Raw genomic sequence first — 26,264 nt, forward strand, 5'->3', positions numbered from 1 at the left:
CATCTAACGGAGCAGTTCAAAAAATGGATCACTCTTTTTTTATTTTTTTTCATTTTTTTGTTGAAGAGTACGATAAACCCCTGGTGCTACGCCATATTTTCGTTTAAAAATTCTGTGGAAATATGGATAACTTCGAAATCCAGACAGTTCCGCTATCGTTTCTAACGAATGTTTTGTATAGCGCATTTGCTCTTCGGCAAGCTGTAAGCGAATCGATTGTGCATATTCGATGATTGTCATCCCGGTTCCTTCTTTAAAGAGATGAACGGTCCGTGAAACGCTCAGTCCGACGGCGTCGGCGACGTCTGAAACTTTGAAGTCACTCGTAACGTGTGCTTCGATAAAGCGCATCATACGAGAGACGACTGGAGGTCGCGCTTGGGAATGCACATCTTGAATCGAACGATCGAGCATGAGCAGGAGTGCTTGAACGAGTGTTTCAATTAAAACGGCACTTTGTTCAGACGGTGGACGGCGCACTTCTTCCGTAATGTGTTGCCATAGCGAAAGAAGGCGTGAATCGATGGCGATGGTATTCAATCGCCCCCGTGGAGTCGCATGCCACCATGTATCGATCGAATGTCCGGTGCAAAAGATATGATAGTCTCCGCTCGCGGGTGTATCGACATGCATTTCATAGAAGTCACCCGGACGAACAATCAATACGTCACCAGATCGTGTGATCATCGTTTCCCCATTGACCACAATCCGAGCCGTTCCTGCCGTTTGTAAGCGAATCAGATACGTATCGAGTCGATTAGCAAATGGAAAAGTATAAGTCGTTGTATGGTATGAATAGCCACAAAAGCCGATTTCCATAATAGTCTCCTCATTTTATAGCAAAATTGTACATATCTTAATCATATCATGGATGGTCATGAATCCTTGAAGACAGTACGATGAAAGCGTTGAAACGGAAATGAACTTCAAGGAGGACGTAACATGAAACAATGGTGGAAAGAAGCGGTCGTATATCAAATTTATCCACGTAGCTTCAATGACTCAAACGGTGATGGGATTGGTGACATCCAAGGGATCACGGAGAAGATGTCTTATTTGGCAGAACTCGGGATCGACGTCATCTGGCTCTCGCCGGTATACGATTCACCGAACGACGACAATGGATACGATATTCGTGATTACCGTGCCATCATGGACGAGTTTGGTACGATGAATGACTTCGATGCGATGCTTGAAGAAGCACACCGTCACGGGATTAAAATCATGATGGACCTCGTCGTCAATCACTCTTCGGACGAACACCAATGGTTCATGGAGTCACGTTCTTCAAAAGACAGCCCATATCGTGACTATTACATTTGGAAAAAAGGGAAAGATGGTCAACCTCCGACGAACTGGGGGGCTTTCTTCGGCGGCAGCGCTTGGCAGTATGATGAGGCGAGTGATGAGTACTACCTCCACCTCTTCAGTAAGAAACAACCGGATTTGAACTGGGAAAGCGAGACGCTTCGTCGTGAAGTGTACGACCTCATGACATATTGGCTCGATAAAGGGGTCGACGGGTTCCGGATGGACGTCATCAATATGATTTCAAAAGACCCGAGCTATCCAGACGGTCAAACGCAAGGAACAGGGTATGGAGACGGGACACCATTCTTCTTTAACGGACCACGCATCCATGAATTCATGCAGGAGATGAATCGTGAAGTCTTATCGAAATACGACACGATCACGGTCGGGGAGATGCCAGGGGTGAGTGTGGAGGAAGCGAAACTGTATACGGGTGAAGACCGCAACGAACTGAACATGGTCTTTCATTTTGAACATGTGGACGTCGGGAACGGGAGCTTCGGCAAGTGGAATCCGACAGACTGGAAGTTGACTGAGCTGAAGACGATTTTCTCGCGTTGGCAAGAAGGGCTCGAAGAGGAAGGATGGAACAGCCTGTACTGGAGTAACCATGACCAGCCCCGTGCCATCTCGCGCTTTGGAAACGATTCGCCTGAATATCGCGTCCGTTCCGGGAAGATGCTCGCGACACTTCTTCATCTATTGAAAGGGACACCTTACATTTATCAAGGGGAAGAGTTCGGCATGACGAACGTCGCGTTTGATTCGATCGATCAGTACCGAGATATTGAGACGTTGAACGCCTACCGTGATTACACATCAAAAGGGTTGTTGACGCACGACGAGATTTTCCGTGGCATCCATGAGCGAGGACGTGACAATTCACGCACACCGGTACAGTGGTCAGACGAAGCACATGGTGGATTTACGACAGGGACGCCGTGGATCGAGGTCAACCCGAACTATGTCGACATCAACGCGGAAGCGGCACGGAGAGATCCGAATTCACTCTTCCATTACTACCGTCAGTTGATTGCGCTACGTAAAGCCAATCCGATCGTTGTCTATGGAAAGTATGAGCTGTTGTTACCGGAAGATGAGGCGGTCTATGCATTCACACGTTCATTCGAAGGTGAGACATGGCTCGCGCTCTGTAACTTCTCCGACGAGACACAACAACGAGAGCTACCATATGACGTGAAAGAACGTGTCATCGGAAACATGGAACCGATAGAAGCGTTCACCCTTCGTCCTTATGAAGCACAAGTGTATAAACTGTGACGAAAAGCTCGCCAGACGGCGAGCTTTTTTAAGTGCAAACGTATCTTCTCTCGATGATTCGGGAATAGTGTAAGTAACGTCTGACATGAAAAGAGGGAACGACATGGGTACTTTAATCGCGTACTCTTCCAGATATGGAACGAGTGAAAAAGTGGCGGCTTTACTCGCTGAACGTCTATCGGGTGACGTTCGTGTCCAAAATATCGTAGAAGAGCCGAACGTCACGTGGGAGATGGTAGATCACGTCATCGTCGGGAGCTCGATTCGAATGGGCACGATCCAAGACGAGATGAAGGAATGGTTGACGCTTCACGAAGCACACTTGCTTGAGCGTCCCCTCGCTTTATATTTGTGTGCCGGGACACCGACAGAGTCGGAACGGATTCGCGAGCTAGAAGAAGCCTATCGTGACACGCTGCGCGAACATGCCTATTTCGTCGAGGTCGTCGGGAGCGGGTATGACTTTGAACGAATGGGCTTTTTAGACAAAGCGATTGTCCGCATGATGGCCAAACAAAAAGAGAGTTCACTTCAACTCGATGACGCCAAACTGAATCAACTCGTGGAAACCGCTCAAACGTCTGAGCGCACCCGGTCTGAAAATCCTTGAGCGAGTAGATTATGCGCCTCAATCGGGCTTTTCGTGGAGATGAGTACATCTCCGCTTTTTTTCTGCCCTTCAATCTGATGAAGAGCAAGGTGTTCGAGGTGACGACCGATTTTTAGAGCGATGGGTGCAGATTCTTGGCATCGTAAGGCATCGATGGTCACTTCATCGGTGCGGTTATCTCCGCCAAATAGTTCGAGGTCGGCTCGGGCTGTGGTAAACCCGCGCACGGAGATTCGTTTCAGCTGAACGCGTCTCGACTTGTATTGAATCGCAATTGCCGGATGCTGTTCGTAATCGTAGGTCGGGTCGCCGATCGCAGTCAAACCGTGAATCAAGACGTCCTGGTAGGCCGATACGACCAGGCTTCGTGGTGAAGATTTTGTATAGAGTGAACTGCGGACTGGCTCGACGGACACTAAGTTCGTACCAGATAGGAAGCGTGCCGTCTCCGAGTTCGGATCGTCTACTAAATGATGACCAATGTGACGAAAGTTAAATGAACGATTGTCATGCACCGAAAGATGCCCGAAGATATGAACGTCGTGTGCGGCAGATGAGGTCCCATGTGCTTTTACTTCGATGCCTCCAAAGCAACCTTCCGTTCTATTGTGAACGAGTGTGACATGCCGTGATCCGTCATCGATCTCAATTCCATTCGAATTTGAGAATCCGAGGGCGTGTGTTCGGCCGTGAGGATGATGACAATAACAGTTCGTGATGTAGATGGCATCACTGTGATGTGTGGTGATTCCGTCATCCCCATAATTCGTCGCCTCGAGGTGATCGAGATGGATATACCGACTGCCGTTTGCCGCGCGGAGTCCATCCCCTAAGTAATGATAGTGTGGAGACGTGATGTCGAACGCATGAAGACCGGCATTTTTAGCCGTCACATGATGCACCCATCCATACGTCACATGGGCAAACGTCAAGGCGCTCGATGTCGTGTCACCGCTCGTCGTCCGTTTCACATCGCCTAATCGTGCGACATTCCAATCGAGCGTCAGGTGGCATACCTCGATATGATGATTTCCTGCGAAAGGGGTGGCGTTTCGTAACAATCGTCGATGTCTCGGTGCACGATCGGACAGTTTGAGAATCGTGACGTCTTGTCCTGCGCCTTCGAGCACGCAGTTGGAAGGTAGACGAATCCCCCGAACGATATAAACGCCTGCTGGGACAAAGACACGACGGTTCGAGCGGATGGCGAGTCGAAAGGCGAGGGTACAATCCGTTTTTCCATCTCCGACAGCACCATAGTCCGTCACATCAACACGTTGTTTCGTCGTCTGCAGTAAATTCAAATATTCGGCATCGAGCCGACGCATCCAGACGGGACGAACGATGCCGTCGACTTGCTCGAGCGGAAAGGACGTGCGGACAGGGGTGATCCGTTCCGTCAATGGAATTCGACACGGGATAGATTGTTGTTGCTCAAAGTAAGAAGCTTCCCGTGTAGCACGGTGCCATTCAAGTGTTTGCTGGATGAGGTCTTCTTCCGACCAATCGGAATAAGAGGCAATCATCGATGCGATTGATTGTGGGTCCTTTACGTTTTTCATTATAAATCCTCCTAGCATCATCTTCTCTAGCATGTACCCGTTTCACCTTGTTTTTTAGCAATCAGAAGTATTTACTAGACAGAAACATCTAGTCGTGTTATATTCAATATGTGCTTAATTAAGAATAGCTGGAATCATAATTCACAAGTGCTTGGGATTATTTTTCATTAGATAATCCAGAGGCTTGTATTTTTTTTGGTCAAGTTTTTTCTAGTAAGGCACTACTATAACGCATAGCGTTTATTTCAGGAGGGTTCATTCATGAACACAGGTAAAGTAAAATGGTTTAACTCAGAAAAAGGTTACGGCTTCATCGAAATGGAAGGCGGAGACGACGTATTCGTACACTTCTCAGCAATCCAAGGCGACGGCTTCAAAACACTTGAAGAAGGCCAAGAAGTAACTTTCGAAATCACTGACGGAGCTCGTGGACCACAAGCTTCTAACGTTGAAAAAATCTAATCTTCCTTTCTAAGGAATATGATACCTGCTCGCATCGGCGAGCAGGTTTTTTTGTGTTTAATCCCATAGTTTGAGGGAACAGTATACGAGCGACAAATCATGAAGGAGGAATTTGGAATGAGTGCAAAAGACACAGCGTTAAAGATTCTAGATGCAAGTAATGTCGGGACGATGGCGACCGTGTATAAGGTGAAACCCCACAGTCGTTACATGACATTTTTCCATGATGATTTCACACTCTACACGGCAACCTCTAACGACACAGATAAAGTAGAAGAGTTAGAAAAGAATCCATATACGCATATTTTAATCGGCTATGATGGAGATGGCGTGGGCGACACTTACTTAGAAATCCTCGGTAAAGCGACCGTGTCGGATGATGAATCGATGAAAGAGAAAGTATGGAACGAGAAACTCGAAGGATGGTTCGATGGTCCGGACGATCCAAAGCTTGTCATCCTAAAAATCGAACCGGAATCGATGCGCGTGATGAACAAGAAAGGTCAACCGCCACAAGAAGTGACACTATAATCTCCTCAAAGACACCTAAATTAGGTGTCTTTTTTTGTGGATGAATGTGAATAGAATATGGCGTACATATGGACGAATCATGAACAAAGGAAAATACATATGTGAAATAGTGAACATGAATGGTATATTGTGAATGTAATCACATTATATAATTATTTAACTTCTTGAAAGGGAGGAATTATGATGTTCACGAAATTTTGGCAAAATCATAATGTCGCTACAGCGATCTTGACGGTGTTACGTGTATGGCTCGGTTATCATTGGTTAACGGCAGGATGGGGGAAAATCACGGGAGGTTTTGGAACAGAAGGGTTCTTGAATAACGCGGTGACACTCGCTTCTGGAGAACATCCGGCCGTCGCTGGATGGTGGGCTGCATTCCTCGAAAACTTTGCGATCCCAAACGCCGGGCTATTCGATGTCTTGATTCCTTACGGTGAATTCTTGGTAGGCTTAGGATTATTGCTCGGTGCCCTCACACGTAGCGCAGCGTTCTTCGGACTCGTCATGAACATGGCGTTCTTACTATCAGGAACAGTCAGTACGAACCCAACGATGTTGATCGTATCTGTCTTGATTTTAGTTGCCGGTCATAACGCTGGAAAAATTGGGGTCGACGGGTTGTTCCTTCGCCGTTTTGTCGACACGAAAGTATTGCATCGTTCACCAAATCGTCAAATAGCCTCGTAACTTTTATGCGTTCTCTTGTGACAAACCTCTCACGTTTCGGCTACGATAGACATAGCCTACAGAAATAAAGGAGAACGCATATGACTACGACTCATTTTAAATGGCTTGGCTACACAGAAGGTGTATCCTTCTTGTTGTTACTGTTCATCGCGATGCCGTTGAAATATATGGCCGGCATTCCACTCGCGGTCAGTATCGTTGGTGCAGCACATGGTTTCTTATTTGTGGCCTATGTGCTCGCGGCGATCTACATGGCATGGCGCTTGCGCTGGGGATTCAAAGTTTTGACGCTTGCTGTCATGGCGTCCGTCATCCCATTCGGACCATTCTTATTAGAAAAACGGGTACTCCCGTCAACAGAGAAGACATCGAACTGATTCGTTCGATGTCTTTTTTCGTTACGATACACGTTCCATTGATTGGGCTGCATCTCGTTCTGCTTGGATGTCATGCCGGATTCGGTACGTAAGGACGAACGTGCAGATGAGTAGACCCACCATGCAAGCGGTGTAGAGATGGGCAACAGAGACGAGATCACTCAATACCCCGAATAGGATGAATCCAATCGGCGTAATCCCCATCGCGAGTGATTCGAGCACACCGATGACGCGCCCTAAATAGTTCGGATCCGTATTCGTTTGGAGGAACAATTGAATCGGGATGTTGACACGTACGATCAAGAAACCACTCAATAAAGCGAAGACCGCGAAAAAGAAAATTGACGTGAGGACGTTGAAGTGAAAATATAATGGAATGGCGGGTCCGACGAACAGAACGCTAAGAATGGTCAACGCGGATCGCATCGTTGCTAAGCGATGTTTGATTTTGAATAACGGTAAGGCATGAAGTAAGGAAGCGACTAAAAAACCAATGGCGACCATGCTTTCAAGGAGTCCGAATTGAAACGGGGACACACCGACTTCCTGTAACGCTGCAATCGGGAACAACACTTCCGATGCAACGAAGAAGAAGTTCAAAAATGCGGCGAGGACAGCAACTGTCCACAAGACTCTTTGTTGTTTCAAGTAAGACAGACCGGACCGTACGTCTTCCCAAGTCGATTGTTCGGTGGGTGCGACCTCTTTCTGATGAAATTTAAGTCGAGAGGCGAGAAGTGCGGCAATCATAAAGAATAGAGCTGAACTGAACAAAAAGACAGGAATCGGTATAAGCTTAAACAGTGCCCCGGCAAGAAGCGGGGTACCGATGCTTGAGATGGAGATGATACTTTGAATGAGAGAGTTGGCGCGTTGCAGTTCATCTTCCTCAAATAAGAGGGGGATTGAACTTGATAACGTGACCGATAAGAAAGTGGAAACGATCGCTAAGAAGAATGTGATGACGTAAAAAGCGGGTGCTTCAAACGTCCAAAGTAAGCTTCCAACACCTGCGAGTAAAAATAATCCTCCGTTCAAAGACTCCATCCTAATGATGACTCGCTTTCGGTCAAGTTTGTCTGCATAAGCGCTGGCGAATGGGGATAGAAGCACACGGGGTAATGTACCTGCGAGGAGAACGAAGGCGAATTGGAGCCCAGATCCGGTCGTCGTCAACACCGTGAGTCCCGCCACAAACGTAAATAAGTTGGATGCGAATAACGACATGAATTTACCGAGCAGTAAAATTGATAGATTTGAAGAGAGAAACTTAATAGAAACACTCCTTCGCAAATTAGTTAAATGTGATTTAACATTATCATAAAGGCAACGAAGTGAATTGTAAATATAAAGTTCAATATAATTTAACTTTTAGAGGTGACATATGATTGGTGAGCGCATTAAAGCATTGCGAAAACAGAAAAAAATGACTCAGACGCAGCTGGCGGAAGGGATTGTCACAAAATCGATGCTCAGTATGATTGAGAACGGAAAAGCAGAGGCATCGATGCGCAGTTTACGAGAACTTGCCAGTCGATTAGATGTCTCGATGCAACAATTATTGACCGATCCAAAAGAGGTCGAACTACAGTCGCTGGTGGAAAAGCTAGAATTTGAGGAGATGCAACTTATTTCACTACCGGATCAAAAAATTCGGGAAATGCTCAAGCCTTACTTACAGGAAGAAATGAACTCCGTGTGGCAAGGAAAAGCATATATGCTGTACGGTGATACGTACTTTCAAGAGGGCGAGAATGAGAGAGTACTAGCTTACTATGACCGCGCGATTGAGATTTTTGAGAAGCTAGGTGAGTCCGAAGAATTGGCGATGGGACGAATTAGCCAGGCTTATTATTTATTGATGTGGAACCGCTACGAGGAAGCGATTGAACGGATTGAAGCGATAGAACTACTTGATGCAAAATATATGAAAACAAAGACACGAACTGAATATGCCATGTTAATTGTATTTAAGAATCTTCTTTGTGATGAGGATTTAGAAGGGGCAATTCGACAGCTTGAAGACGTGCTCGAGTATATGACACGGACAAGAATCTACTACCGTGCGGACGACGTGTATCGCACCATTTCGATTTGCGCGCTCTATTTGAACGATGAGAAGAAAATTCATGAGTCGTTACAAAAGGCGAAGCAATATATTCAATTCACGGAAGATCGTTTGGCTGAAATCAAAGTGGCACTTTCTGAAGCGCTCTATGCGATGGAATATCGACATGTCAAACTATTAGGAAAGAACATCAAATTGATGGAATCTCTCACGACAGATGTCGAACCATTTATTGCAGCGATTTCGATGGCGAAAGGTGTGTACTACGCTTTTCGAGGGGAAACGGAAATGGGAAGAGAGTGTTTATTGGCATTATGGGAAAACAGAGATGAGTGGAAAACACATAGCTTAGTCGATATCGCGATTTACTACGAAGGTTTATTAAGGGGAACATTGAACGGATGTGGGGATGACTGGGTGCCAGTCATCGAAGAACAAGTAGCTGAATTCCCGCAAGGACTGTTTCGCAAACGTTTAGAGACATTGCTACAACAAATCAAGGGCTGACGAATCAGCCCTTGAACGTTTGAATCAATGTTCCTTTGCCATGCTCGACTTGTACAGAAGCGTGGGCCCCATTGACGAGTGTCATCTGAGGGGGTACGTGTCCGCAATCGATATCAAAAAAGATAGGAACTTCTAACATATGATGAAGCTCCTCGTATACCATTTCGACCGTATAGTCTTGATGCACAGAGGGGGCGTCACTCCGTCCGAACAGAATACCAGACGTATGATCGAACCAACCGGCCCACTTCATTTGAAGGAGGGTCCTTTTTAATGCTGGGACGTTCAGCTCAGCGTTCTCAAAATACCAAAGAATCGGTTCATCGTTCAGGTGATCGCGTTGGAACGTCTTGACGTCTCCATACGGTGTCCCGATTGTATGTAAGAGCACATCGAGACATCCACCGAGCAAGCGCCCCGTTGCGTTTTGACTACCGATCGCTTTCCATTCGGTCGTCTCCGTCAGATGAAACAGATGTGGCGTCGGATTATCATGCTGCCATTCGTTTTGGAACTTCTCGGACGAGCGTTGGATGACCGTCTCGTCGGTCCGCGTCGACAACACATCGAGCCAGCGCGAACTCGTCTCGTCCCACAAATCAGCACGTAAGTCGACTAAGTTTGGACCGTGGGCGGAGGCGATTCCGGTTTTTAGCGTATACACAAAAAGTAATAGACTCGTATCCGAATAACCGAGCATCCATTTTGCGGGCAAGGACTGCCACTCGATGTGATTAAGGATTTCCATTAAGAGTTCCCCACCCCAGGGCGGAATGATCAAGTCGACTTTGTCATCTTGAAGTAGAGATGTCAGTTCATGTGCACGGATCCGAGCCGGAGCGGATTTCCCAAATCGTTGTTTCCACGCATTCGGAGTGAATTGCAACGTGAACCCTCGATCGGAAAACTTCTGTTCCGCTTGATGCAATAAATGGTGTAATTCTTCTGGTATACCTGACGAAGGGGCGGTGACACCGATTTGATAACCGGTTAACTGTGGATAACGAATCATGACAACCTCCTGTGGATAAGTGATGTGTTCAATAGAGAAAATGGGTTATCCACATGTGGACAACTAATTAGAGCGCATCCGTTCGGCATGACGCATTCCCCATTCGTTCATCGCTTCGAGAATCGGGATCAGTGTTTTTCCGTACTCACTTAAACGATAATCGACACGGGGCGGAACTTCTGGATAGACGGTCCGGATGACGATATCCTGTTCTTCTAAGTCGCGGAGTTGTGCGGTCAATATCTTTTGGCTGATTTTTGGTAACGCGCGTTTCAACTCACTGAAACGCAATGTATCTCCATTGATCAACACGAGGAGGATGGAATGTTTCCATTTTCCTGTAATCAGTTCGAGTGCCGTATCGACTTCACAGCTTGTTATGTTAGTCACGTCGCTCTTCCTTTCCAATAGTATCGTTGAAGTAACTATACCACCTTTTTGTGCCTACTTCTGTAACATCGACCGAGCGGGTATAGTGAAGGTGAGGTGATAATATATGAAAATCGAAAAAATCGAACTCGGTCCGGTAACGCTTCGAGTCCGTGACATTGAACAGATGACACGATTTTACGTAGACGTGATTGGGATGAGTATTTTAGAAGAGAGCGAAGAGCTCATTACACTCGGTACGAAGGAACGTCCGCTTGTCATCTTGCACAGTGTCCCGCAAGCGAAAACCAATCCACGGGCGGCAGGCTTGTTCCATTTAGCTATTCTGTTCCCGAACCGTGTAGAGTTAGGAAGCATGTTGGCACATCTCATTGAGCGACGCATCGAAGTGGGGCAAGGCGACCATCTCGTGAGTGAAGCCTTCTACTTGAGCGATCCAGAAGGAAACGGGATTGAATTGTATGCCGACCGCCCGAAGGACCAATGGACGTACGAGGCAAACGGCCATGTGAAAATGGCGACCGAGCCTGTCGACTATGAATCGATGCTTCAAGCGGCAGCCAATCGGTCGTTTACTGGTTTACCGATCGGAACGATGATGGGGCACGTGCATTTTAAAGTACGCTCAATCGAGGCGGCGAAACGTTTTTATCATGATCGGCTTGGCTTCTCCATTACGACGGATTCTTATCCAGGCGCACTTTTCCTAGCAGCTGATGGCTACCACCATCACATCGGAACGAACGTGTGGGCCCGTCCGAGCGATCCTGTGGGAATGGAGACCGGAATCGAAGCATGGACGCTTCTCGTCAATGAAGAGACGAACCAGGCGTTAGGCGGAACATCGTTTGAATGGTCGTTGACCGATGAAGACGGGATTACCGTGCATATTAAAAGAACGAACGCTTGAGCGTTCGTTCTTTTTAACGTGCGGATGTTTTCTTCTGACCTGCGTTAAACGAGAGACGAAGTCCGCGTTTTTGATACGCTTGCTCGACTCGTTTTGGGTTGAGGCTGAGCTCGAGATGAGCCAACTTCAAATGTTCAAGTGCCGGCACCGTGACATCGAGTCGAACGAGCTCCATGTTGCGCTCTGCTTTTTTGCGTGTTCGTCTCAAGTTACGGGGCACCTCCTCTGACGTCAGTGCCGCGATCGTTTCATTTACTTGTTGTCGTTTTTCACCTTTGATGCTCAAGGCAGAATACAGCTTATCGAGCGAACCGAATCGTTTGATGAGTTGAACCGATTGGCTTTCGTCGAGCCCGGCAACTGGAGGGATTCCGTCAGAACGGTCTCCTGTCAATGCTTTGACGGCTGACAGTTGCTTCGGTTTCAATCCTTCGTATAACGCTGCAATCTCTTCTGGTCGAATTTCTAAATGACGCTTGAGCGGCAACGGACGATTATCACGAATGTCACAACGAGCCTGCATTTGCTGAAGCTCCTGTGTCTGTAACCAAACGGTGATTCGTGGACTGACAAGCTGTAACAAGTCTTTGTCTTTTGTCATGATGACGACAGGGGCACTGCAACTGAATTTACGGGCGATGTGGGCAATCAAGTCTTCCCCTTCATACCCTTCTACTTGGAATTGTGGGATTCCACTATCCTCAAGCAGTTGGCGCATGAGTTCCATCTGCGCTTTCAATTCAGGCGGTGTTTGACGTCTGCGACGTTTGTAGCCCGGGTACAGTTCTCGACGCCATAATGTTTCACGTGAGACGTCCCAGACGACGACAAAATGAGTCGGACGATGTCTGCGTAGAATCGTCCGGATGAGGCCGGTCATTCCGATGACGGCACTCCGATCGTTTTTAGATACCTCGCGTCCTTTTTTCGTTCGGCTCGCGGCGGCACCATAATAAGCACTGGCCAGCATGGAGTTACCGTCAATCAAAAATAGTTTGCGTTCCATGCGTAACCTTCTTTCTATTTCTTTCTGTTTAAACCGAACATCTCGCCATGTTTCGGTGATGTTGTGTCATTGAGTGGGTGACACTCAAATAAGCAACATATGTGCAGTATATCACGGGAAGAGGCGAAAATATAGCGACAGTTCGGTGCAAACGTGAAAAACCCTTCTCCATATTTTAGAGAAGGGTTTGAAAGATGCATCATTCAGACAGTGGTTCTTCCTCTTGATGAGAGGCGAGAATCAAGTCGACGAAGACGATGCGGTGGTTATCGACTTCACTGACAATCAGTTCATGGTTGCCAGGTAGAAGGAAGCGTTCCCCCGTTCGCGCATTCGCTTTTTGTGATAAAACGAAACCACCGACCGTATCGACGTCATCCTCGATTTCGATGCCGAACCGTTCCTCCAGTTCTTGCGTTAAAACGAGTCCTGAAAGGCGGTAATGTTTCGGAGCGACTTCTGTAATTTCAGCCTGCTCATCTCGATCGAACTCGTCTCGAATCTCGCCGACGATTTCTTCTAAAATGTCTTCAATCGTCAACAGTCCTGCCGTCCCACCATACTCATCGATGACGAGACACATCATCGTCTGCGCGTTTTGCATCTTCACCATCGCTTCTTGAAGTGGTGTGAACTCGGTGACGAGCGGCAATTGATGAATGAACGACTCGAACGGTGCATCATTTTTTGAAAGTTGGGCAGTGAAGAGTTGTTTCGCATTCACGAATCCGAGAACGTCATCGCGATCGCCATCTCGTGTGACGGGATAACGCGTATACTGGTGCTCTTCCACTACGGCGATGATCTCTTCGATCGTATCTTCTTCATCGATTGTCACCATGTTCATTCGTGGTACCATGGCATCTTTGGCGATCCGTTCGTCAAAGGAGAAGATATTTTGAACATATGCCAATTCGTTTTCGTTAATCTCACCACTACGGAAACTTTCCGTCATAATGATTTTCAATTCTTCTTCAGAGTGTGCCGTTTCCTGCGCTGTCGTCTGTACCCCGAATAAACGGAGTGTGATTCGAGCCATACTGTTCAATGCTCGAATAAACGGATAGAAGATTTTTGTGAAGACGTAGAGCGGACGTGCGACGAGCAGCGTCAACTTCTCCGCTTCGTGAACCGCGAGCGTTTTTGGCACGAGTTCACCGATGACGACATGGACGAACGCAATCAATAAGAAGGCGATCAAAAACGACAAGAATGTCACGAGAGAAGGCGATATGTTCAATTGTTCGACCAATGTGTGGATATACGTTTCGATTTGATCGGCACCAATCCACCCAAGACCGAGTGCAGAAAGCGTGATTCCGAACTGTGAGGCAGAAAGGGAGTCGTCGATATTCTCGATGACTTTTTTCGCGCTGACCGCTTTCTTATTTCCTTCGAGCACGAGCTGGTCGAGTCGAGCGCCACGCACTTTCACAATTGAAAATTCGGCTGCCACAAAAAAGGCAGTCAAAAAGATTAAAAGTGCGACGACGAGTAAGCTGAGTAACATGGGACTGTCCAACAATTCCCCCTAAAATCGGGGAGTCACCTCCATTGAGTATAAGATCAAACGTCTTTCAGGCGTTTCCTGAAAACGAATAGTTTGTTTCAGTATAGTTGATTTGTTTCAAATATTCAAAATGCAGCCAATCATGTTTGATGAAGAGGGGAATGCGGGAACTAAACCCGAGAAGATGAAGGAGGAATTGACATGGCAAACTATCCAGAGTTAAAAGGTAAGGTCGCGGTCATCACGGGCAGCTCGAAGGGGCTCGGTCGTGCCATCGGGGAACGTTACGCAAAAGAAGGGATGAGCGTTGTCCTGAATTACCGCAGCAGTGAAAAAGAGATGGAGGAAGTCATCCGTGGCATCGAGGCAGCTGGTGGGAAAGCCGTCGCCGTGAAAGGGGACGTCGCAGAAGAAGGACTCGCGGAGAAGATGATTGAGAAAGCCATCTCTGAGTTTGGAAAGATGGATATTTTCGTGAATAACGCCGGCGTTCAAGTCGAGGCAAAAACGCATGAAATGGAGTTTGATAACTGGAAGCAGATTATCGACGTCAACTTGAACGGGACGTTCCTTGGTGTCCGTGCTGCTTTAAAATACTTCGTGGAGCATGAAATCGAGGGGAACATCATCAATATGTCTTCTGTTCACGAAGTCATCCCACGTCCAGGTTATACACATTACGCAGCCAGCAAGGGTGGCGTGAAAATGTTCACGAAATCCGTCGCACTCGAATATGCACCGAACCATATTCGTGTCAATGCGATCGCACCTGGGGCGATTGATACACCAATCAACGAAGAGACGATGAGCGACCCGGAAGAGAAGAAGGGATTAGAAGCGCTTATCCCATCTCACGTCATCGGGAAGCCGGAACAAATCGCAGCCGTTGCCGCTTGGCTCGCGTCGGATGAGTCGTCCTATGTGACGGGGACAACCATCTTTGCGGACGGTGGGCTTTCGCTCTATCCGTCATTTGGTCCAGAGAACAAAGTCCAATAAACAAGAGGGTGCGATGATGCACCCTCTTTTCGTTTAGCTACTCATTTGATTGGTCATATCCGACTTGGGAAGGCTGACAGTGAAAATGGAGCCTTTGCCGATGTTTGAGGTAGCGTGAATCGTTCCACCGTGACCTTCAGCGATTTCTTTACAAATCGCGAGACCGAGACCGGTCCCTCCAATTTTTCGACTGGCGGAATTGTCGACGCGATAAAACTTGTCAAACAATTTTGGTAGCGCGGTTTGGGGAATCCCGATGCCGTGATCTTCAATTGAAATGTCAATCCAATCCGGTCGTTCACATGTGACACGGACATGGACTTCGCCACCACGAGGCGAATACTTCACGGCGTTGTGCAGGAGGTTCATGAAGAGTTGATTGAGTCGCGTCCGGTCTCCGTATACATAGACGTCTTCCGTGCAATCAAACGTGATGTGATGATGTTGGCTTGAGCCTTGATGCACCGAAATCGCTTGCTCAAGAATAGCGGACAGACGCTCTGGTTCGTTATGGTACGTCTGTTGTCCAGACTCCATCCGTTGTACATCGAGCAAGTTCGAAATCAAGTCTTCAAGACGTAATGTCTCTTGATGAATCATTCCTAAATATTTTTCGGAACGTTCAGATGAAAGTTTTCGGAAACGAAGAAGTTCAGTGAATCCAATGATACTTGTGAGCGGAGTCCGGAGTTCGTGAGAGACGGTCGAAACGAGTTCGGTTTTCAGACGGTCGACTTCGGTCTCGTGCGTCACGTCACGGAAAACGAGCATCGTCCCATGACGTGTCCCTCGCAAGTAAATCTTCTCCGCATACATTTGAATGAAGCGCTCTTCCTGATTCATCGAGAACGTGACGCTCTCTTCTTTACACTGTCCATCGAATGATCGTTCCATGAACGCGAAAAAGGCATCCTTTTGGTCGACCTGCAGTCCGAGCTCCTCAAGGCTAGCGTCTAAACGGTATAAATCGACTTCATTTCGCTGCGTAATCGGTTGATTGAATAAGACGAACAACGCTTGGTTTGCTACTTTCTCACTTGTTGCGTGTTCGACATAGATGACGGCATCGCGAATCGAGTGAAGGAGGCGCGCTGTCTTCTCACGCTCCTCTTCAATCCGATAGCGTTGTGCCGTGAGAGATGTAGCCATTTGCCGGAATGATGTTGTCAATTGCCCGACTTCATTTTTAGATTGGGCGGCCGCCGGTGTCATCGGCTGTCGCTCTCCGGCAAGGCGCTTGCTGTTTTCAATCAACTCTTGCAGTTGACCCGTTAAGCGTCTCACATATGGACGGGCGACGATAAAGAGAATGAAGAGGACACCGAGTAAAGAGAGGAGCCAAAAGGCCTGTGCCCACTTCGTATGGGTCGCAAGCTGAGCACGGAGCGCATCCTCTTCTGCGTTCAGTGAGTTCCGGTATTCCGTGAAGACGCTCTCCATATCGACGATGCTCGCACTCATATCTGCGGCACTTTTTGAATTGATTTTGAATTTACGATCTGCCGGTGGCTCTTGTTGTGGATTCACTTTCCCGAGCGTCGGCATCTTTAAGAAGGGTTCGGTTACACTACCGTCCCGTTTTCCTGCTACATAACGTTCGAGACTCGGCATGACACGTTCCTGATACGCGACAAACAGCGTACGTGCATCGCTCGCGTACGTTTTTTCTTTCTCGGTCACTGCGTTCTGTTCGAACCAAGAGGTCTGTTCGTCAATCAAGACTTGTTTATCTTGCACACGTTCTAACATCGCGTCATCCCCAAGGAGGACATATCCGCGCATTTCATATTGCATCGACTGCCATGTCTCGAACAACTCGGTCGCATTCGTGCGTCGTTCACTGATGTTCTCGAGCGATGACGTCGTCTGTTCGATTTGGTTTTCCGTATACACATATACGGCAAGCGACGTGAGGAGGATCAGTCCGATGAATAAGTAGAAGACGAATAAAAATTGTCTCCCGATCCGTTGGTCAATCCATGACTTCATAAAGACCGTTCCTTCCTAGAATGATGAACATTCCGACTGTGACTAATATCCTACGAGTGTCGTTCTTTCATTGTACAGATTCAACTCTTCAGATGCTAGATATTGAGAAATCAAGGAAATGAACGCTATTGTTTATTGAACAGTAGTGGATAGTATGCTATTGTTCTATGTATAGTAGGGGGTGGGATGATGAATCCTCAATTCAAAAAGGGCGTACTTAACCTGTGTGTGTTAGCACTCGTCGCGGAACAAGACCGCTATGGGTATGAGCTCGTTCAGGCGATTTCGGCCAAAGTGGCCATTTCAGAAGGTGCGGTCTATCCGTTGTTGCGTCGATTGACGACAGAGGGCTATTTCACGACGTATTTAATGGAGTCTGGAGAAGGACCTCCACGGAAGTACTATCAAATTACGGAACAGGGCCGCAAACACTTAGTTGAATTGCGAACGGAATGGAACGTATTCACAAACGGTGTCAATGACTTAATCCGAGGGGGAGACGACAGATGAATGAAGAACAGTACTTGTCAGAGCTCGAACAATTATTGATGAACGTGAAGGTGAAAGATCGGCTTGATATTTTACGAGACGTATCGGAATATTTCACGAGTGGTCGATTAGAAGGAAGAAGTGACGAAGAATTGGCACGTGAGTTAGGGGAACCGAGAATACTCGCATCGGAATTGCTCGCCTCTGTCGATATTGAAGAATCGGTCTCGACGCGACCGCCTGCGGTGGTCAAAAGTTCGAACGTAGCCTTCCAAAGCGTCCTCATTCAAGTTCAAAATGCGCAAGTGTTCGTCACCCCATCACAAGACGGTTATGCGTATGCGACGCTTGAGACGGAGACCGATCATGGGGTCGTGATGGATATCGTCGGGGACACCCTAGAGATACGGATTGAATCCGAACGTCGTTTCGGTCTTTCGGATCTGTTTTCATGGTTCGGGTCAAAGGCACCTGTACTTCGGGTTGAATTGCCTCATCACGCCTATCATCAGATTCAATTGAAAAATCGTCACGGTTCGAGTGATGTACAAGATCTCCAAGCGGAACGCTTCCACGTGGAGAGTGAGAACGGTCGAATCGTCGCACATCACATTCAAGCACGTCATGGTGTCCTGCGCACATCGAACGGAAAAGTGCTCGCATCAAGCTGTCACGGGCACGATTGGGAGCTTCATTCCTCAAACGGTCGTGTCGAAGCGAAACATTCTCAGCTTGAGCGGATCAACATCCATTCCTCGAACGGTCGAATCGATGTCGATCACGTCACGGGAGCGGTCGATGCCAAAACTTCTAATGGACGGATAGACTGTTCCGTACAAGCGATTCAAGCACCGATTCGCTTGAAGACGAACAACGGGAAGATTGACTTACATGTCGATGAACGTCCGGAAGATGTGACGATTCGTGCGAAGTCACGAAACGGGAAAGTTGATGTGTTGGGAGAGCGGTCGAAAGAGTGCGTATTTGGAGACGGATCGATTGAAGTGAAATTAACGAGCTCAAATGGGAGCGTCACCGTATCAGGATGAATATAGCCCCTCCATCGATCGATGGAGGGGCTATACTTATAAATCATGTACCAACACATAGGCGACTCGAACAGGACCATGAACGCCGACGATGAGGTTCATCTCGATGTCGGCCGAGTTCGACGGACCAGAGATGAAATTGACACCGTTCGGGGAATGGAGACCGTCTCGGTCGAGTGTGGCAAGTTGTTGTGCCGTTTGCGTCATACGTGGGACAAGGACAGATTTCGGGATGATTGCGATATGGTCTTGTGGTAACAGACTGATTGTCCGTGATCTACCAGGCTTCGCATATTGGACGATTGTCGCACTTTCAGCAAATGCCGCATCCGCAATCGTGATGCCGATGTCCGCTCGAATGGCAAGCTCTCGACTCGCTTCGGGTTGTGACGAATCCCACCAATCAAACGTCTCACTTGTTGTAGGTGCCCAAGCGGAAATTCGCTCATCGTTTTCTGCGAGAATCCGTGCGCCATGATAGCGTTCAATCAAGAGGCGAAGCGTATCATCAAGCTTCGCAGATTCACATTCCACCAAATCGGTATGGATTCGGGTCGCGACCATGCGGAACGTCTCGAGCAGCTCTTCTTCACTCGCGTCTTTCAACACCTCATCTTGCGGACGATGTGTATATTCCCGTTTTGGCGGCGTGAGCTTGACCTCACGACCGAGTTGCTTGGCGATTCGTTGTAGAAAGTCCTCACGGTTTGTGATTGTACCAGGATTCATCAGGCATTCCCCCGTTTCTTGAACCAATCTCGGACGGTCTGTTTGTTCGGCTGCGGCAAGTCTTTCGAGTCCGTCCAAGCCGGTAGCCCTTTCTCAATCTGACCCGAGGTGGCGAACGGTGATGTCGCAAACGGTGCGACATGTTCCGCTGCTTCGAATAAGAATGGACTCGAAGCGGTGACGGCAAATCCTTTCATCGCAATCCGCTCCACGAAAGGTGATTGCTTTTTCTCCTCTACGATGACGCGTCGATGTTCAATCAACAGCTCATGCAGCGGAATCTTTACAGGACACGCCTCCGTACAGGCGCCACAGAGACTCGACGCATAGGGGAGTTCTTTATAGTTCTCGTATCCGTCAAGAAGCGGAGCCAAGACGGCACCAATCGGACCTGGATAGATTGACCCGTACGCGTGACCACCGATATGGCGATAGACGGGACAGACGTTGATACAGGCCGCGCAGCGGATGCATTGCAACACCGATTGGAACTGTGTCCCAAGAATACCAGAACGCTTGTTGTCGACGATGACAAGATGGAACTCTTCTGGTCCATCGACTTCACCGACCGCGCGCGTCCCGGCGAACGTCGTGATGTATGACGTGAGTCGCTGACCGACCGCGCTTCGACAAAGCATGTTGACGAGCACCTCGAACTCTTCATAAGACGGGACGACGCGTTCCATGCCCATGACAGAGATGACCGTATCAGGGAGCGACGTCACCATGCGTCCGTTCCCTTCGTTGGTCACAAGCCCGACGGCTCCACTCTCTGCGATGGCGAAATTACAGCCGGTAATGCCGACTTCTGCCTTCAAAAAGTCTTTTCGTAGTTCTTGTCGTGCATAGCGTCCAAGTTCAGTCGGATCGTTTGAACCGGTATAGCCGTGAGCAGTGAACGTCTCATGGACAGCGTCGCGGTCTTTATGCAGAGCCGGGGCGACGATGTGAGACGGTGGGTCTTCGTCGAGTTGCAAAATCCATTCCCCAAGGTCGGACTCGACGACGGTACATCCTTCTTCCTGAAGTGCCTCGTTCAAGCCGATTTCTTCCGTGACCATCGATTTCGATTTCACGACATGTTTGGCTTGTTTCGACCGAACGACTTCCCGGATGTAGCGGTTCGCCTCTTCCGGTGTCTCCGCGAAAAAGACGCTTCCACCACGTTTTGAGACATTCTCGCTCAATTGATATAAGTAATAATCCAGATGTTCCAGCACATGTTGACGAATTTCTTCCGAATGGTCGCGAAACGCTTCCCAGTCCCCGAGTTCACCCGCGGCATTCAACCGGCCATCCCGTAGACGGTTTTGAGCCGAACTGACAGCCTGCCGCATGAACGCATCTTCGATTCCATCTTTTCGTCGATCTTGAAACTTCTCATCCAATCGAATCCCCATGCTCATGCTTGCTTCACTCCTTCGTTCAACACTTCGGCAATATGCATCACTTTAATCGGATGTCCCTGTTTATGAAGACGTCCGCCGATGTTCATCAGACATGACGCATCCGCTCCGATCAACACCTCTGCGCCTGACTGTAAGATGGAATCGACTTTTTCATCTACCATCTGCACCGACACATCTGGCATCTTGACGGAGAAGGTCCCACCGAACCCGCAACAGTTATGTACGTTCGCGAGGGGGACCATCGTCAGTCCATCGACGTTTCCGAGCAACTTTCCGGGAGCTGCTTCGATTCCGAGGAGGCGGGTCATGTGACAAGACGCATGATAGGTCGCTTTGGCGGGAAACTTGGCACCGACATCAGTGACTTCGAGCACATCGACGATGAACTGTGTCAGTTCGAACGTTTTGGCGGCGTGCGCTTCAGCGCGAGGACCCCACACAGGATCATCTTGGAACAAATGCGGGTAGTCGCGCATCATCATGACACACGACCCCGATGGTCCGACGATATATTCTGCATCTGCTTGTTCAAATGTTTCAATCATGTGCTTGGCAACCTTTTTCGTCTCCTCATGATAGCCGCTGTTGTAGGCAGGCTGCCCACAGCATGTCTGCTCAAAGGGGAACGTCACCTCGCACCCTAAATGTTCGAGTAGTTCGACTGTCGCTTGTCCGACGGATGGAAACAACGTATCAGATAAACAAGTGACGAATAAAGCTACATTCGGCATAACCATTCCTTCTTTCCTCTGATGATAACGATTTCAACGTCATTATTTCATAAAGCGTAGGAAAGTGACAGAAAAATGGGGAGAAAAACTGATTTATTTGTAAAATCCTGTCTAATTGATAACGTATCTCACTGAACCGATATTCATCTCGTTTCTGATATAAAACAGGTAGGAAGTACGTATAACAGAAAAAAATCCTCGACACATGACGAGGATCTTTTGTCTAACTTATAGGAAGAACATTTCCAAGATGAAGAGTGCGCCGAACAAGTAGATGAGCGGGTGAACCGTCTCTTTGTTCATCGCTTTGAAGATCGGGTACAAGATGAACCCGAAGGCGATGCCGCGTTCGATGCTTCCTGACAAAGGCATGATCAAAATCGTCATGAAAGCCGGGAAGTATTCGCTAAAGTCGCTCCAGTCGATGTACCGGACATTCGTCAACATGAGTGCACCGACGATGATCAAGGCGGGAGCTGTGATTGCCGCTACGCCAGAAATGGCGCCGATAAGTGGGCTGAAGAAGAGTGTCAATCCGAATAAACCAGCGACGACGGCCGTCGTGAGACCTGTACGTCCACCTTGCGCGACACCGGCAGCAGACTCGATGTATGCCGTAGACGGGCTCGTTCCGACGAGTGATCCACCCATTGTGGCAAGTGAATCGGCAAAGAGTGCACGGTGACCATTCTCAATTGTTCCATCTTCTTTTAAGAGACCTGCCTGTTTTCCGACACCGACAAGCGTACCTGTCGTATCAAAAAGCGTGACGAGGAAGAACGAGAGGACAGCACCGAACAAACCGTATTGAATGACATCACTAAATGCCGTCACGGGGTTGACCATGAGCCCTTCCGGAAGTGTTGGCATCGCCGTGACACCATCGATTTTTAAGATATCCATGAAGTATGCTGCAATCCCCGTGAGTACCATCCCGATGAGTAAAGAACCGGGTACGTTTCGTGAAAAGAGGAGTGCCGAGACGATCAAACCACCGAGTACAAGTAGTACTTCTGGAGAAGACACGTCACCAAGACGCACCAAGTTCGCTTCATCAGCAACGATCAAACCTGATAGTTTTAATCCGAGTGAAGCGATGAAAAGACCGATTCCGGTCGTGATGGCATGCTTCAACGAAGTCGGAATCGCTTGAATCAACTTCGTCCGAATTGGAGAGAGCGACAAAATCAAGAAGAAGACGGACGAGACGAAGACGACACCGAGCGCGGCGGACGGGGCAATCTGTTCTTGAGCGACAAGCGTGTAAGCGAAGAATGCATTGAGCCCCATCCCGGGTGCTACAGCGATCGGTAAGTTCGCATAAAACGCCATCAAGCCTGTTCCGATGAGGATGGCAATAATTGTCGCCGTGAATGCTTGTGCGAACGGAATCCCTGCGTCAGATAGAATCGCTGGGTTGACGATAGAGATGTACCCCATCGTCACGAACGTTGTGATCCCAGCAGTCACTTCCTGTTTAACATTCGTACCATGTTGTTTTAATTGAAAGATATTCATCGATAAAACTCCTTATTTCAGTCTATTTCCGAACATTAATTGAGGAAAATTCTTAAATTAACGTTTTCAACTTGATGACTATACAAAAATGTTTGATTCCCGTCAATTGTTTTGAGTAAAAAACATGAAAAATGAAATTTGAAGACAAATAATGTTCGGAAATAAACTTTATTAAAAAAGATGCTTGCTCTGAAACGCGTTTCAGAAGATACGGTATAGACAAAGGGAGGGGAACCGATATGAAACCGACAACGTGGAAAACATGGTGCTGTGGAATCGTATACGAGCTCGTCATCAATCAGTTGTACACACCGTTTGGGAAAATGTTGTGTACTCGTTTCCGTGAAGAGTTTCTTCATCTGCCGTTAGAGGAGCGCTTCCGTCTCGTTCAAGCGATTCGTTGTCAAGTCGTCGAAAGAGGTGACAGTCAGCAAGCAGAGTGGGTACACTATATGCAAAGGCTTACAAGTTGAGGTGAGATGAATGGCAAACATTCGAGATATCGCGAAGCACGCTGACGTTTCGGTGACGACGGTCTCACGCGTCCTGAACGAGCATCCGTACGTATCGAAAGAAAAACGAACCCGTGTACATGCGGCAATGAAGGAGCTCGGGTATTTGCGAAATCAACAAGCGTTGACGTTGTCGACAGGGAAGACGCAACGAATCGTCGTCATCCTACCTTATATGAATCATCCTTATTACGGTTTCTTCGTTAATGGGCTCGCCAAGGCGGCGCTCGAGCACGATTATCGCCTCGTCATGTGGCAGACGGAGTATAAAATGAGCGAGGAACGACAAGCGCTCGATTTATTGAAGCACCGTGAAGTCGATGGGGCGATCGTCTTGTCTCATGAGATGTCCTTTAAGGAAATGGAGACATATCGCGTGTACGGACCGATTGCTGTGGCGACCGTCGGTGCACCGGAGACAATTTCGTCGATCCATGTCGATCATTACGCGTCGTTCGTATCAGGTATTCGTGTGTTACAGCAATACGGATACGAAGAGATTGGAATCATCTTGTCAAGAAGCCATAGTCCGAGTTCCCTTGCGCGTCAGCAAGCCTATTTCGATGAAGTAGCGCATGCGCGTGAGCAATGGATTTGGACGGGCTATTTGACGAGTGAGGACGGTATTCGGCTAGCTGAAACGTTCCTCTCTCAAAAAGAGCGTCCTCGAGCGCTCTTTTTCTCGTCCGATTATGTCGCCCTCGGATTTTTAGGAGAGATGCAACGGCGAGACATCAAGATTCCTCAGGAAGTCGCCATGCTCGGGTTTGACGGACATCCGATCGGTCATGCATTCGGACTGTCGACGATGCTCTCACCGAATGAAGAAATCGGGCGACGTTTATTTGAAACGACGCTCGCTGAAATGAATGGTGCGCAACCGGAGACGCATGGCATGACGGTGAGCTATCAAGTTGGCACAACACTTTAGGCAACTTCCTCGCTCGACTCTTTTGAAACGTTTAGAATGAAAGGAGTAGTCGAGAGGAGGAGATGTTATGAAGATTCAAGTAACAGAAGAAGCGCTCCAATGGTTTAAAGAAGAAATGGAAGTCGAAGCAGGCCAAACTGTTCGTTTGTTTGCAAAGTATGGGGGTTCGACAGACTTGACGCACGGTTTTTCTGTCGGGGTCATCACAGAAGACGTGAACAATGCGGCTGTTGAGACCGAAGAAGACGGCATTCGTTTTGTCGTGGCGGAACAAGATGAGTGGTTGTTCCAAGGACAAGACGTGAAAGTCGAACTTCGCGGAGAAGAAATCGTCTTCGTGCAGGCCTGACGTTTCAGTTTGTTTACGTTTAGTGAAATGTCGTTTGACGAAATCTGGCTTGGGGAACAGATTATGACAAGTCGGATTTTCGAAAGGATGACACGATATGTCAGACAAAGAAAAGCGTGAACAAGAAGAAAAAGAAAAGTTGAAGCGAGATCAGCCGGACATCTCCCATGAAGAAGATTCAAAAGGAGATCATTCCGACCTCGAAGAGACAGATGAAGATGAACAAGCATAAGAGCCGACACGGCTCTTTTTGTTTGGGAATTGAAAGAAATGCCGTGGACGTTATAATGGATAGGGGAAAACTATTTAGTGAGGAGAATGAGACATGAGTACAGTACTAGTCTTTGGACATAAAAATCCAGATACCGACACAATCACGTCAGCGCTCGCCTATGCCGAGTTGAAAAAGAAATTAGGGATGGACGCAGAAGCGGTCCGTCTCGGTGAAGTGAACGGCGAAACACAATATGCGCTCGATCACTTCCGTGTGAAAGCACCACGCTTGATTGAAAGCGTGAAAGGTGAGGCGGAAGAAGTTATCTTGGTTGACCATAACGAGTTCCAACAAAGTGCGGACGGGATTGAAGACGTGCGAATCCTTGAGGTCATCGACCACCACCGTATCGCAAACTTCCAAACGGCAGACCCGCTCTACTATCGTGCGGAGCCAGTCGGATGTACGGCGACGATCTTGTTGAAGCTGTATAAAGAGCATGGTGTCGAAATCGCAGCGGATATGGCCGGCTTGATGCTTTCCGCCATCATCTCAGACTCGCTTCTCTTCAAATCGCCGACATGCACAGATGAAGACATCAAAGCAGCGAAAGAACTTGCGGAGATCGCTGGCGTCGATGCGGAAACATACGGTCTTGAGATGCTCAAAGCCGGTGCGGACCTTAGCCAAAAAACGATTGAAGAACTCATCTCACTCGATGCGAAAGAATTCGCGATGGGCGACTATCGTGTCGAAATCGCACAAGTGAACACGGTCGATGCGAACGATGTCTTGAACCGGAAAGTGGAAGTTGAAGCCGCAATCGCCAAAACGGTTGCAGCGAAAAACTTGGACTTGTTCGTCTTTGCCATTACAAACATTTTGACGAACGATTCAGAAGCGATTGTCGTCGGACCAAAACCAGAATTCTTCGAACAAGCGTTCAATGTGACGCTCCAAAACGGATTGGCGACACTTCCTGGCGTCGTCTCACGTAAGAAGCAAATCGTGCCATTCTTAACGGAAGCGGCAACAAAATAAAAACTCGAAGCCGTGGCCTCGAGCGGAACTGCAGACGTTCATTCGTCTGCAGTTTTTGTTTAAAAAAGACCGGACAA

At 48.0% G+C, this 26,264-nt stretch carries 28 protein-coding genes; 16 read left to right on the forward strand and 12 right to left on the reverse strand.

Features of this window, described 5'->3' with window-relative positions:
- Positions 1–39: 39 nt before the first annotated feature.
- Entirely contained in the window at positions 40–819 is a 780-nt protein-coding gene (locus BV910_RS01360) for an AraC family transcriptional regulator (RefSeq protein WP_078146084.1), read from the reverse strand.
- 123 nt (positions 820–942) lie between these two features.
- On the opposite strand from BV910_RS01360, the gene BV910_RS01365 reads away from it, so the two are divergent.
- Positions 943–2,592, forward strand: coding sequence for a glycoside hydrolase family 13 protein (locus BV910_RS01365; RefSeq protein ID WP_078146085.1), 1,650 nt, complete (start codon positions 943–945; stop codon positions 2,590–2,592).
- Between the two features lie 103 nt (positions 2,593–2,695).
- A complete protein-coding gene (locus tag BV910_RS01370; protein ID WP_078146086.1) occupies positions 2,696–3,202 on the forward strand; it encodes a flavodoxin domain-containing protein in 507 nt (168 codons plus the stop codon).
- Here BV910_RS01370 and BV910_RS01375 read toward each other — a convergent pair.
- Positions 3,166–4,764 (reverse strand): glycoside hydrolase family 55 protein, encoded by a 1,599-nt coding sequence (locus BV910_RS01375; protein WP_078146087.1) that lies wholly within the window; start codon positions 4,762–4,764, stop codon positions 3,166–3,168. The two genes, BV910_RS01370 and BV910_RS01375, sit on opposite strands and share 37 nt — an antisense overlap.
- Positions 4,765–5,025: 261 nt before the next feature.
- Here BV910_RS01375 and BV910_RS01380 point away from each other — a divergent pair, with 261 nt between their 5' ends.
- The 4 genes from BV910_RS01380 to BV910_RS01395 all read left to right on the forward strand — a co-directional run bounded on the left by BV910_RS01380 (position 5,026) and on the right by BV910_RS01395 (position 6,824).
- Positions 5,026–5,226: a cold-shock protein gene (locus BV910_RS01380; protein WP_015880427.1), complete on the forward strand. Its 201-nt coding sequence runs from the start codon at positions 5,026–5,028 to the stop codon at positions 5,224–5,226.
- A 117-nt stretch (positions 5,227–5,343) separates the two neighbouring features.
- Positions 5,344–5,757 (forward strand): pyridoxamine 5'-phosphate oxidase family protein, encoded by a 414-nt coding sequence (locus BV910_RS01385; protein WP_143404742.1) that lies wholly within the window; start codon positions 5,344–5,346, stop codon positions 5,755–5,757.
- A gap of 183 nt (positions 5,758–5,940) precedes the next feature.
- Complete coding sequence (locus BV910_RS01390; protein ID WP_015880429.1) at positions 5,941–6,447, forward strand: DoxX family membrane protein; 507 nt, start codon at positions 5,941–5,943, stop codon at positions 6,445–6,447.
- Positions 6,448–6,527: 80 nt separating this feature from the next.
- Positions 6,528–6,824: a DUF3817 domain-containing protein gene (locus tag BV910_RS01395; protein WP_015880430.1), complete on the forward strand. Its 297-nt coding sequence runs from the start codon at positions 6,528–6,530 to the stop codon at positions 6,822–6,824.
- Positions 6,825–6,845: 21 nt separating this feature from the next.
- Here the strand turns inward: BV910_RS01395 and BV910_RS01400 are convergent, their stop codons facing one another.
- Positions 6,846–8,117, reverse strand: coding sequence for an MFS transporter (locus tag BV910_RS01400; RefSeq protein ID WP_256363518.1), 1,272 nt, complete (start codon positions 8,115–8,117; stop codon positions 6,846–6,848).
- 91 nt (positions 8,118–8,208) lie between these two features.
- Here BV910_RS01400 and BV910_RS01405 point away from each other — a divergent pair, with 91 nt between their 5' ends.
- Positions 8,209–9,399 carry a helix-turn-helix domain-containing protein gene (locus tag BV910_RS01405; RefSeq protein WP_078146089.1) on the forward strand — a complete coding sequence of 397 codons (1,191 nt, stop codon included), beginning with the start codon at positions 8,209–8,211 and terminating at the stop codon, positions 9,397–9,399.
- A gap of 4 nt (positions 9,400–9,403) precedes the next feature.
- Here BV910_RS01405 and BV910_RS01410 read toward each other — a convergent pair whose 3' ends face one another.
- Both BV910_RS01410 and BV910_RS01415 read right to left on the reverse strand, forming a co-directional pair.
- Positions 9,404–10,411 carry a S66 family peptidase gene (locus BV910_RS01410; protein WP_078146090.1) on the reverse strand — a complete coding sequence of 336 codons (1,008 nt, stop codon included), beginning with the start codon at positions 10,409–10,411 and terminating at the stop codon, positions 9,404–9,406.
- A gap of 63 nt (positions 10,412–10,474) precedes the next feature.
- Positions 10,475–10,801, reverse strand: a complete 327-nt coding sequence (locus tag BV910_RS01415) for a winged helix-turn-helix transcriptional regulator (RefSeq protein ID WP_015880434.1) — start codon at positions 10,799–10,801, stop codon at positions 10,475–10,477.
- Between the two features lie 106 nt (positions 10,802–10,907).
- Here BV910_RS01415 and BV910_RS01420 point away from each other — a divergent pair, with 106 nt between their 5' ends.
- The gene (locus BV910_RS01420; protein WP_078146091.1) at positions 10,908–11,711 is read left to right on the forward strand and encodes a VOC family protein; all 804 of its coding nucleotides are present in this window, start codon (positions 10,908–10,910) and stop codon (positions 11,709–11,711) included.
- A gap of 13 nt (positions 11,712–11,724) precedes the next feature.
- On the opposite strand, the gene BV910_RS01425 is transcribed toward BV910_RS01420, so the two are convergent.
- Positions 11,725–12,717, reverse strand: coding sequence for a 5'-3' exonuclease (locus tag BV910_RS01425; RefSeq protein ID WP_031424353.1), 993 nt, complete (start codon positions 12,715–12,717; stop codon positions 11,725–11,727).
- 199 nt (positions 12,718–12,916) lie between these two features.
- Positions 12,917–14,239: a hemolysin family protein gene (locus BV910_RS01430; protein ID WP_240499772.1), complete on the reverse strand. Its 1,323-nt coding sequence runs from the start codon at positions 14,237–14,239 to the stop codon at positions 12,917–12,919.
- 189 nt (positions 14,240–14,428) lie between these two features.
- Between BV910_RS01430 and BV910_RS01435 the strand changes: the two genes are divergently transcribed.
- Positions 14,429–15,226 carry a glucose 1-dehydrogenase gene (locus BV910_RS01435; RefSeq protein WP_015880438.1) on the forward strand — a complete coding sequence of 266 codons (798 nt, stop codon included), beginning with the start codon at positions 14,429–14,431 and terminating at the stop codon, positions 15,224–15,226.
- A 33-nt stretch (positions 15,227–15,259) separates the two neighbouring features.
- Here the strand turns inward: BV910_RS01435 and BV910_RS01440 are convergent, their stop codons facing one another.
- On the reverse strand, positions 15,260–17,215 hold the full coding sequence (locus tag BV910_RS01440) for an ATP-binding protein (RefSeq protein WP_078146093.1): 1,956 nt from the start codon (positions 17,213–17,215) through the stop codon (positions 15,260–15,262).
- A 189-nt stretch (positions 17,216–17,404) separates the two neighbouring features.
- Here BV910_RS01440 and BV910_RS01445 point away from each other — a divergent pair, with 189 nt between their 5' ends.
- Positions 17,405–17,725 carry a PadR family transcriptional regulator gene (locus BV910_RS01445; RefSeq protein WP_031424354.1) on the forward strand — a complete coding sequence of 107 codons (321 nt, stop codon included), beginning with the start codon at positions 17,405–17,407 and terminating at the stop codon, positions 17,723–17,725.
- Positions 17,722–18,753: a DUF4097 family beta strand repeat-containing protein gene (locus tag BV910_RS01450; protein ID WP_078146094.1), complete on the forward strand. Its 1,032-nt coding sequence runs from the start codon at positions 17,722–17,724 to the stop codon at positions 18,751–18,753. The genes BV910_RS01445 and BV910_RS01450 overlap by 4 nt, the downstream gene beginning before the upstream one ends.
- Before the next feature lie 36 nt (positions 18,754–18,789).
- Here the strand turns inward: BV910_RS01450 and BV910_RS01455 are convergent, their stop codons facing one another.
- The 4 genes from BV910_RS01455 to BV910_RS01470 all read right to left on the reverse strand — a co-directional run bounded on the left by BV910_RS01455 (position 18,790) and on the right by BV910_RS01470 (position 23,134).
- Positions 18,790–19,482 (reverse strand): LutC/YkgG family protein, encoded by a 693-nt coding sequence (locus tag BV910_RS01455; protein WP_078146095.1) that lies wholly within the window; start codon positions 19,480–19,482, stop codon positions 18,790–18,792.
- Complete coding sequence (locus BV910_RS01460; RefSeq protein WP_078147885.1) at positions 19,482–20,882, reverse strand: LutB/LldF family L-lactate oxidation iron-sulfur protein; 1,401 nt, start codon at positions 20,880–20,882, stop codon at positions 19,482–19,484. The genes BV910_RS01455 and BV910_RS01460 overlap by 1 nt, the downstream gene beginning before the upstream one ends.
- Positions 20,883–20,884: 2 nt before the next feature.
- Positions 20,885–21,622, reverse strand: a complete 738-nt coding sequence (locus BV910_RS01465; protein ID WP_074034994.1) for a (Fe-S)-binding protein — start codon at positions 21,620–21,622, stop codon at positions 20,885–20,887.
- Between the two features lie 228 nt (positions 21,623–21,850).
- Entirely contained in the window at positions 21,851–23,134 is a 1,284-nt protein-coding gene (locus BV910_RS01470; protein WP_078147886.1) for an NCS2 family permease, read from the reverse strand.
- 245 nt (positions 23,135–23,379) lie between these two features.
- Between BV910_RS01470 and BV910_RS01475 the strand changes: the two genes are divergently transcribed.
- The 5 genes from BV910_RS01475 to BV910_RS01490 all read left to right on the forward strand — a co-directional run bounded on the left by BV910_RS01475 (position 23,380) and on the right by BV910_RS01490 (position 26,187).
- Positions 23,380–23,613 (forward strand): hypothetical protein, encoded by a 234-nt coding sequence (locus tag BV910_RS01475; RefSeq protein WP_078146096.1) that lies wholly within the window; start codon positions 23,380–23,382, stop codon positions 23,611–23,613.
- Positions 23,614–23,623: 10 nt separating this feature from the next.
- The gene (locus tag BV910_RS01480; RefSeq protein WP_078146097.1) at positions 23,624–24,583 is read left to right on the forward strand and encodes a LacI family DNA-binding transcriptional regulator; all 960 of its coding nucleotides are present in this window, start codon (positions 23,624–23,626) and stop codon (positions 24,581–24,583) included.
- A gap of 67 nt (positions 24,584–24,650) precedes the next feature.
- Positions 24,651–24,932, forward strand: a complete 282-nt coding sequence (locus tag BV910_RS01485) for a HesB/YadR/YfhF family protein (protein WP_074034990.1) — start codon at positions 24,651–24,653, stop codon at positions 24,930–24,932.
- A 97-nt stretch (positions 24,933–25,029) separates the two neighbouring features.
- A complete protein-coding gene (locus tag BV910_RS15005; protein ID WP_015880450.1) occupies positions 25,030–25,164 on the forward strand; it encodes a hypothetical protein in 135 nt (44 codons plus the stop codon).
- A 93-nt stretch (positions 25,165–25,257) separates the two neighbouring features.
- Positions 25,258–26,187, forward strand: coding sequence for a manganese-dependent inorganic pyrophosphatase (locus BV910_RS01490; RefSeq protein ID WP_078146098.1), 930 nt, complete (start codon positions 25,258–25,260; stop codon positions 26,185–26,187).
- Positions 26,188–26,264 lie beyond the last annotated feature (77 nt).

The sequence above is a fragment of the Exiguobacterium sp. HVEsp1 genome (assembly GCF_002009685.1).
Taxonomy (GTDB): domain Bacteria; phylum Bacillota; class Bacilli; order Exiguobacteriales; family Exiguobacteriaceae; genus Exiguobacterium; species Exiguobacterium profundum.

What these genes read in the sequence shown, in the direction of transcription:
- BV910_RS15005 (WP_015880450.1), top strand. Translation starts at nt 25,030, where the DNA reads ATGTCAGACAAAGAAAAGCGTGAACAAGAAGAAAAAGAAAAGTTGAAG.
- BV910_RS01435 (WP_015880438.1), top strand. Translation starts at nt 14,429, where the DNA reads ATGGCAAACTATCCAGAGTTAAAAGGTAAGGTCGCGGTCATCACGGGC.
- BV910_RS01380 (WP_015880427.1), top strand. Translation starts at nt 5,026, where the DNA reads ATGAACACAGGTAAAGTAAAATGGTTTAACTCAGAAAAAGGTTACGGC.
- BV910_RS01475 (WP_078146096.1), top strand. Translation starts at nt 23,380, where the DNA reads ATGAAACCGACAACGTGGAAAACATGGTGCTGTGGAATCGTATACGAG.
- BV910_RS01410 (WP_078146090.1), bottom strand. Translation starts at nt 10,411, where the DNA reads ATGATTCGTTATCCACAGTTAACCGGTTATCAAATCGGTGTCACCGCC.
- BV910_RS01450 (WP_078146094.1), top strand. Translation starts at nt 17,722, where the DNA reads ATGAATGAAGAACAGTACTTGTCAGAGCTCGAACAATTATTGATGAAC.
- BV910_RS01405 (WP_078146089.1), top strand. Translation starts at nt 8,209, where the DNA reads ATGATTGGTGAGCGCATTAAAGCATTGCGAAAACAGAAAAAAATGACT.
- BV910_RS01365 (WP_078146085.1), top strand. Translation starts at nt 943, where the DNA reads ATGAAACAATGGTGGAAAGAAGCGGTCGTATATCAAATTTATCCACGT.
- BV910_RS01425 (WP_031424353.1), bottom strand. Translation starts at nt 12,717, where the DNA reads ATGGAACGCAAACTATTTTTGATTGACGGTAACTCCATGCTGGCCAGT.
- BV910_RS01455 (WP_078146095.1), bottom strand. Translation starts at nt 19,482, where the DNA reads ATGAATCCTGGTACAATCACAAACCGTGAGGACTTTCTACAACGAATC.
- BV910_RS01490 (WP_078146098.1), top strand. Translation starts at nt 25,258, where the DNA reads ATGAGTACAGTACTAGTCTTTGGACATAAAAATCCAGATACCGACACA.
- BV910_RS01375 (WP_078146087.1), bottom strand. Translation starts at nt 4,764, where the DNA reads ATGAAAAACGTAAAGGACCCACAATCAATCGCATCGATGATTGCCTCT.
- BV910_RS01420 (WP_078146091.1), top strand. Translation starts at nt 10,908, where the DNA reads ATGAAAATCGAAAAAATCGAACTCGGTCCGGTAACGCTTCGAGTCCGT.
- BV910_RS01460 (WP_078147885.1), bottom strand. Translation starts at nt 20,882, where the DNA reads ATGGGGATTCGATTGGATGAGAAGTTTCAAGATCGACGAAAAGATGGA.
- BV910_RS01390 (WP_015880429.1), top strand. Translation starts at nt 5,941, where the DNA reads ATGTTCACGAAATTTTGGCAAAATCATAATGTCGCTACAGCGATCTTG.
- BV910_RS01480 (WP_078146097.1), top strand. Translation starts at nt 23,624, where the DNA reads ATGGCAAACATTCGAGATATCGCGAAGCACGCTGACGTTTCGGTGACG.
- BV910_RS01395 (WP_015880430.1), top strand. Translation starts at nt 6,528, where the DNA reads ATGACTACGACTCATTTTAAATGGCTTGGCTACACAGAAGGTGTATCC.
- BV910_RS01360 (WP_078146084.1), bottom strand. Translation starts at nt 819, where the DNA reads ATGGAAATCGGCTTTTGTGGCTATTCATACCATACAACGACTTATACT.
- BV910_RS01370 (WP_078146086.1), top strand. Translation starts at nt 2,696, where the DNA reads ATGGGTACTTTAATCGCGTACTCTTCCAGATATGGAACGAGTGAAAAA.
- BV910_RS01440 (WP_078146093.1), bottom strand. Translation starts at nt 17,215, where the DNA reads ATGAAGTCATGGATTGACCAACGGATCGGGAGACAATTTTTATTCGTC.
- BV910_RS01445 (WP_031424354.1), top strand. Translation starts at nt 17,405, where the DNA reads ATGAATCCTCAATTCAAAAAGGGCGTACTTAACCTGTGTGTGTTAGCA.
- BV910_RS01385 (WP_143404742.1), top strand. Translation starts at nt 5,344, where the DNA reads ATGAGTGCAAAAGACACAGCGTTAAAGATTCTAGATGCAAGTAATGTC.
- BV910_RS01485 (WP_074034990.1), top strand. Translation starts at nt 24,651, where the DNA reads ATGAAGATTCAAGTAACAGAAGAAGCGCTCCAATGGTTTAAAGAAGAA.
- BV910_RS01465 (WP_074034994.1), bottom strand. Translation starts at nt 21,622, where the DNA reads ATGCCGAATGTAGCTTTATTCGTCACTTGTTTATCTGATACGTTGTTT.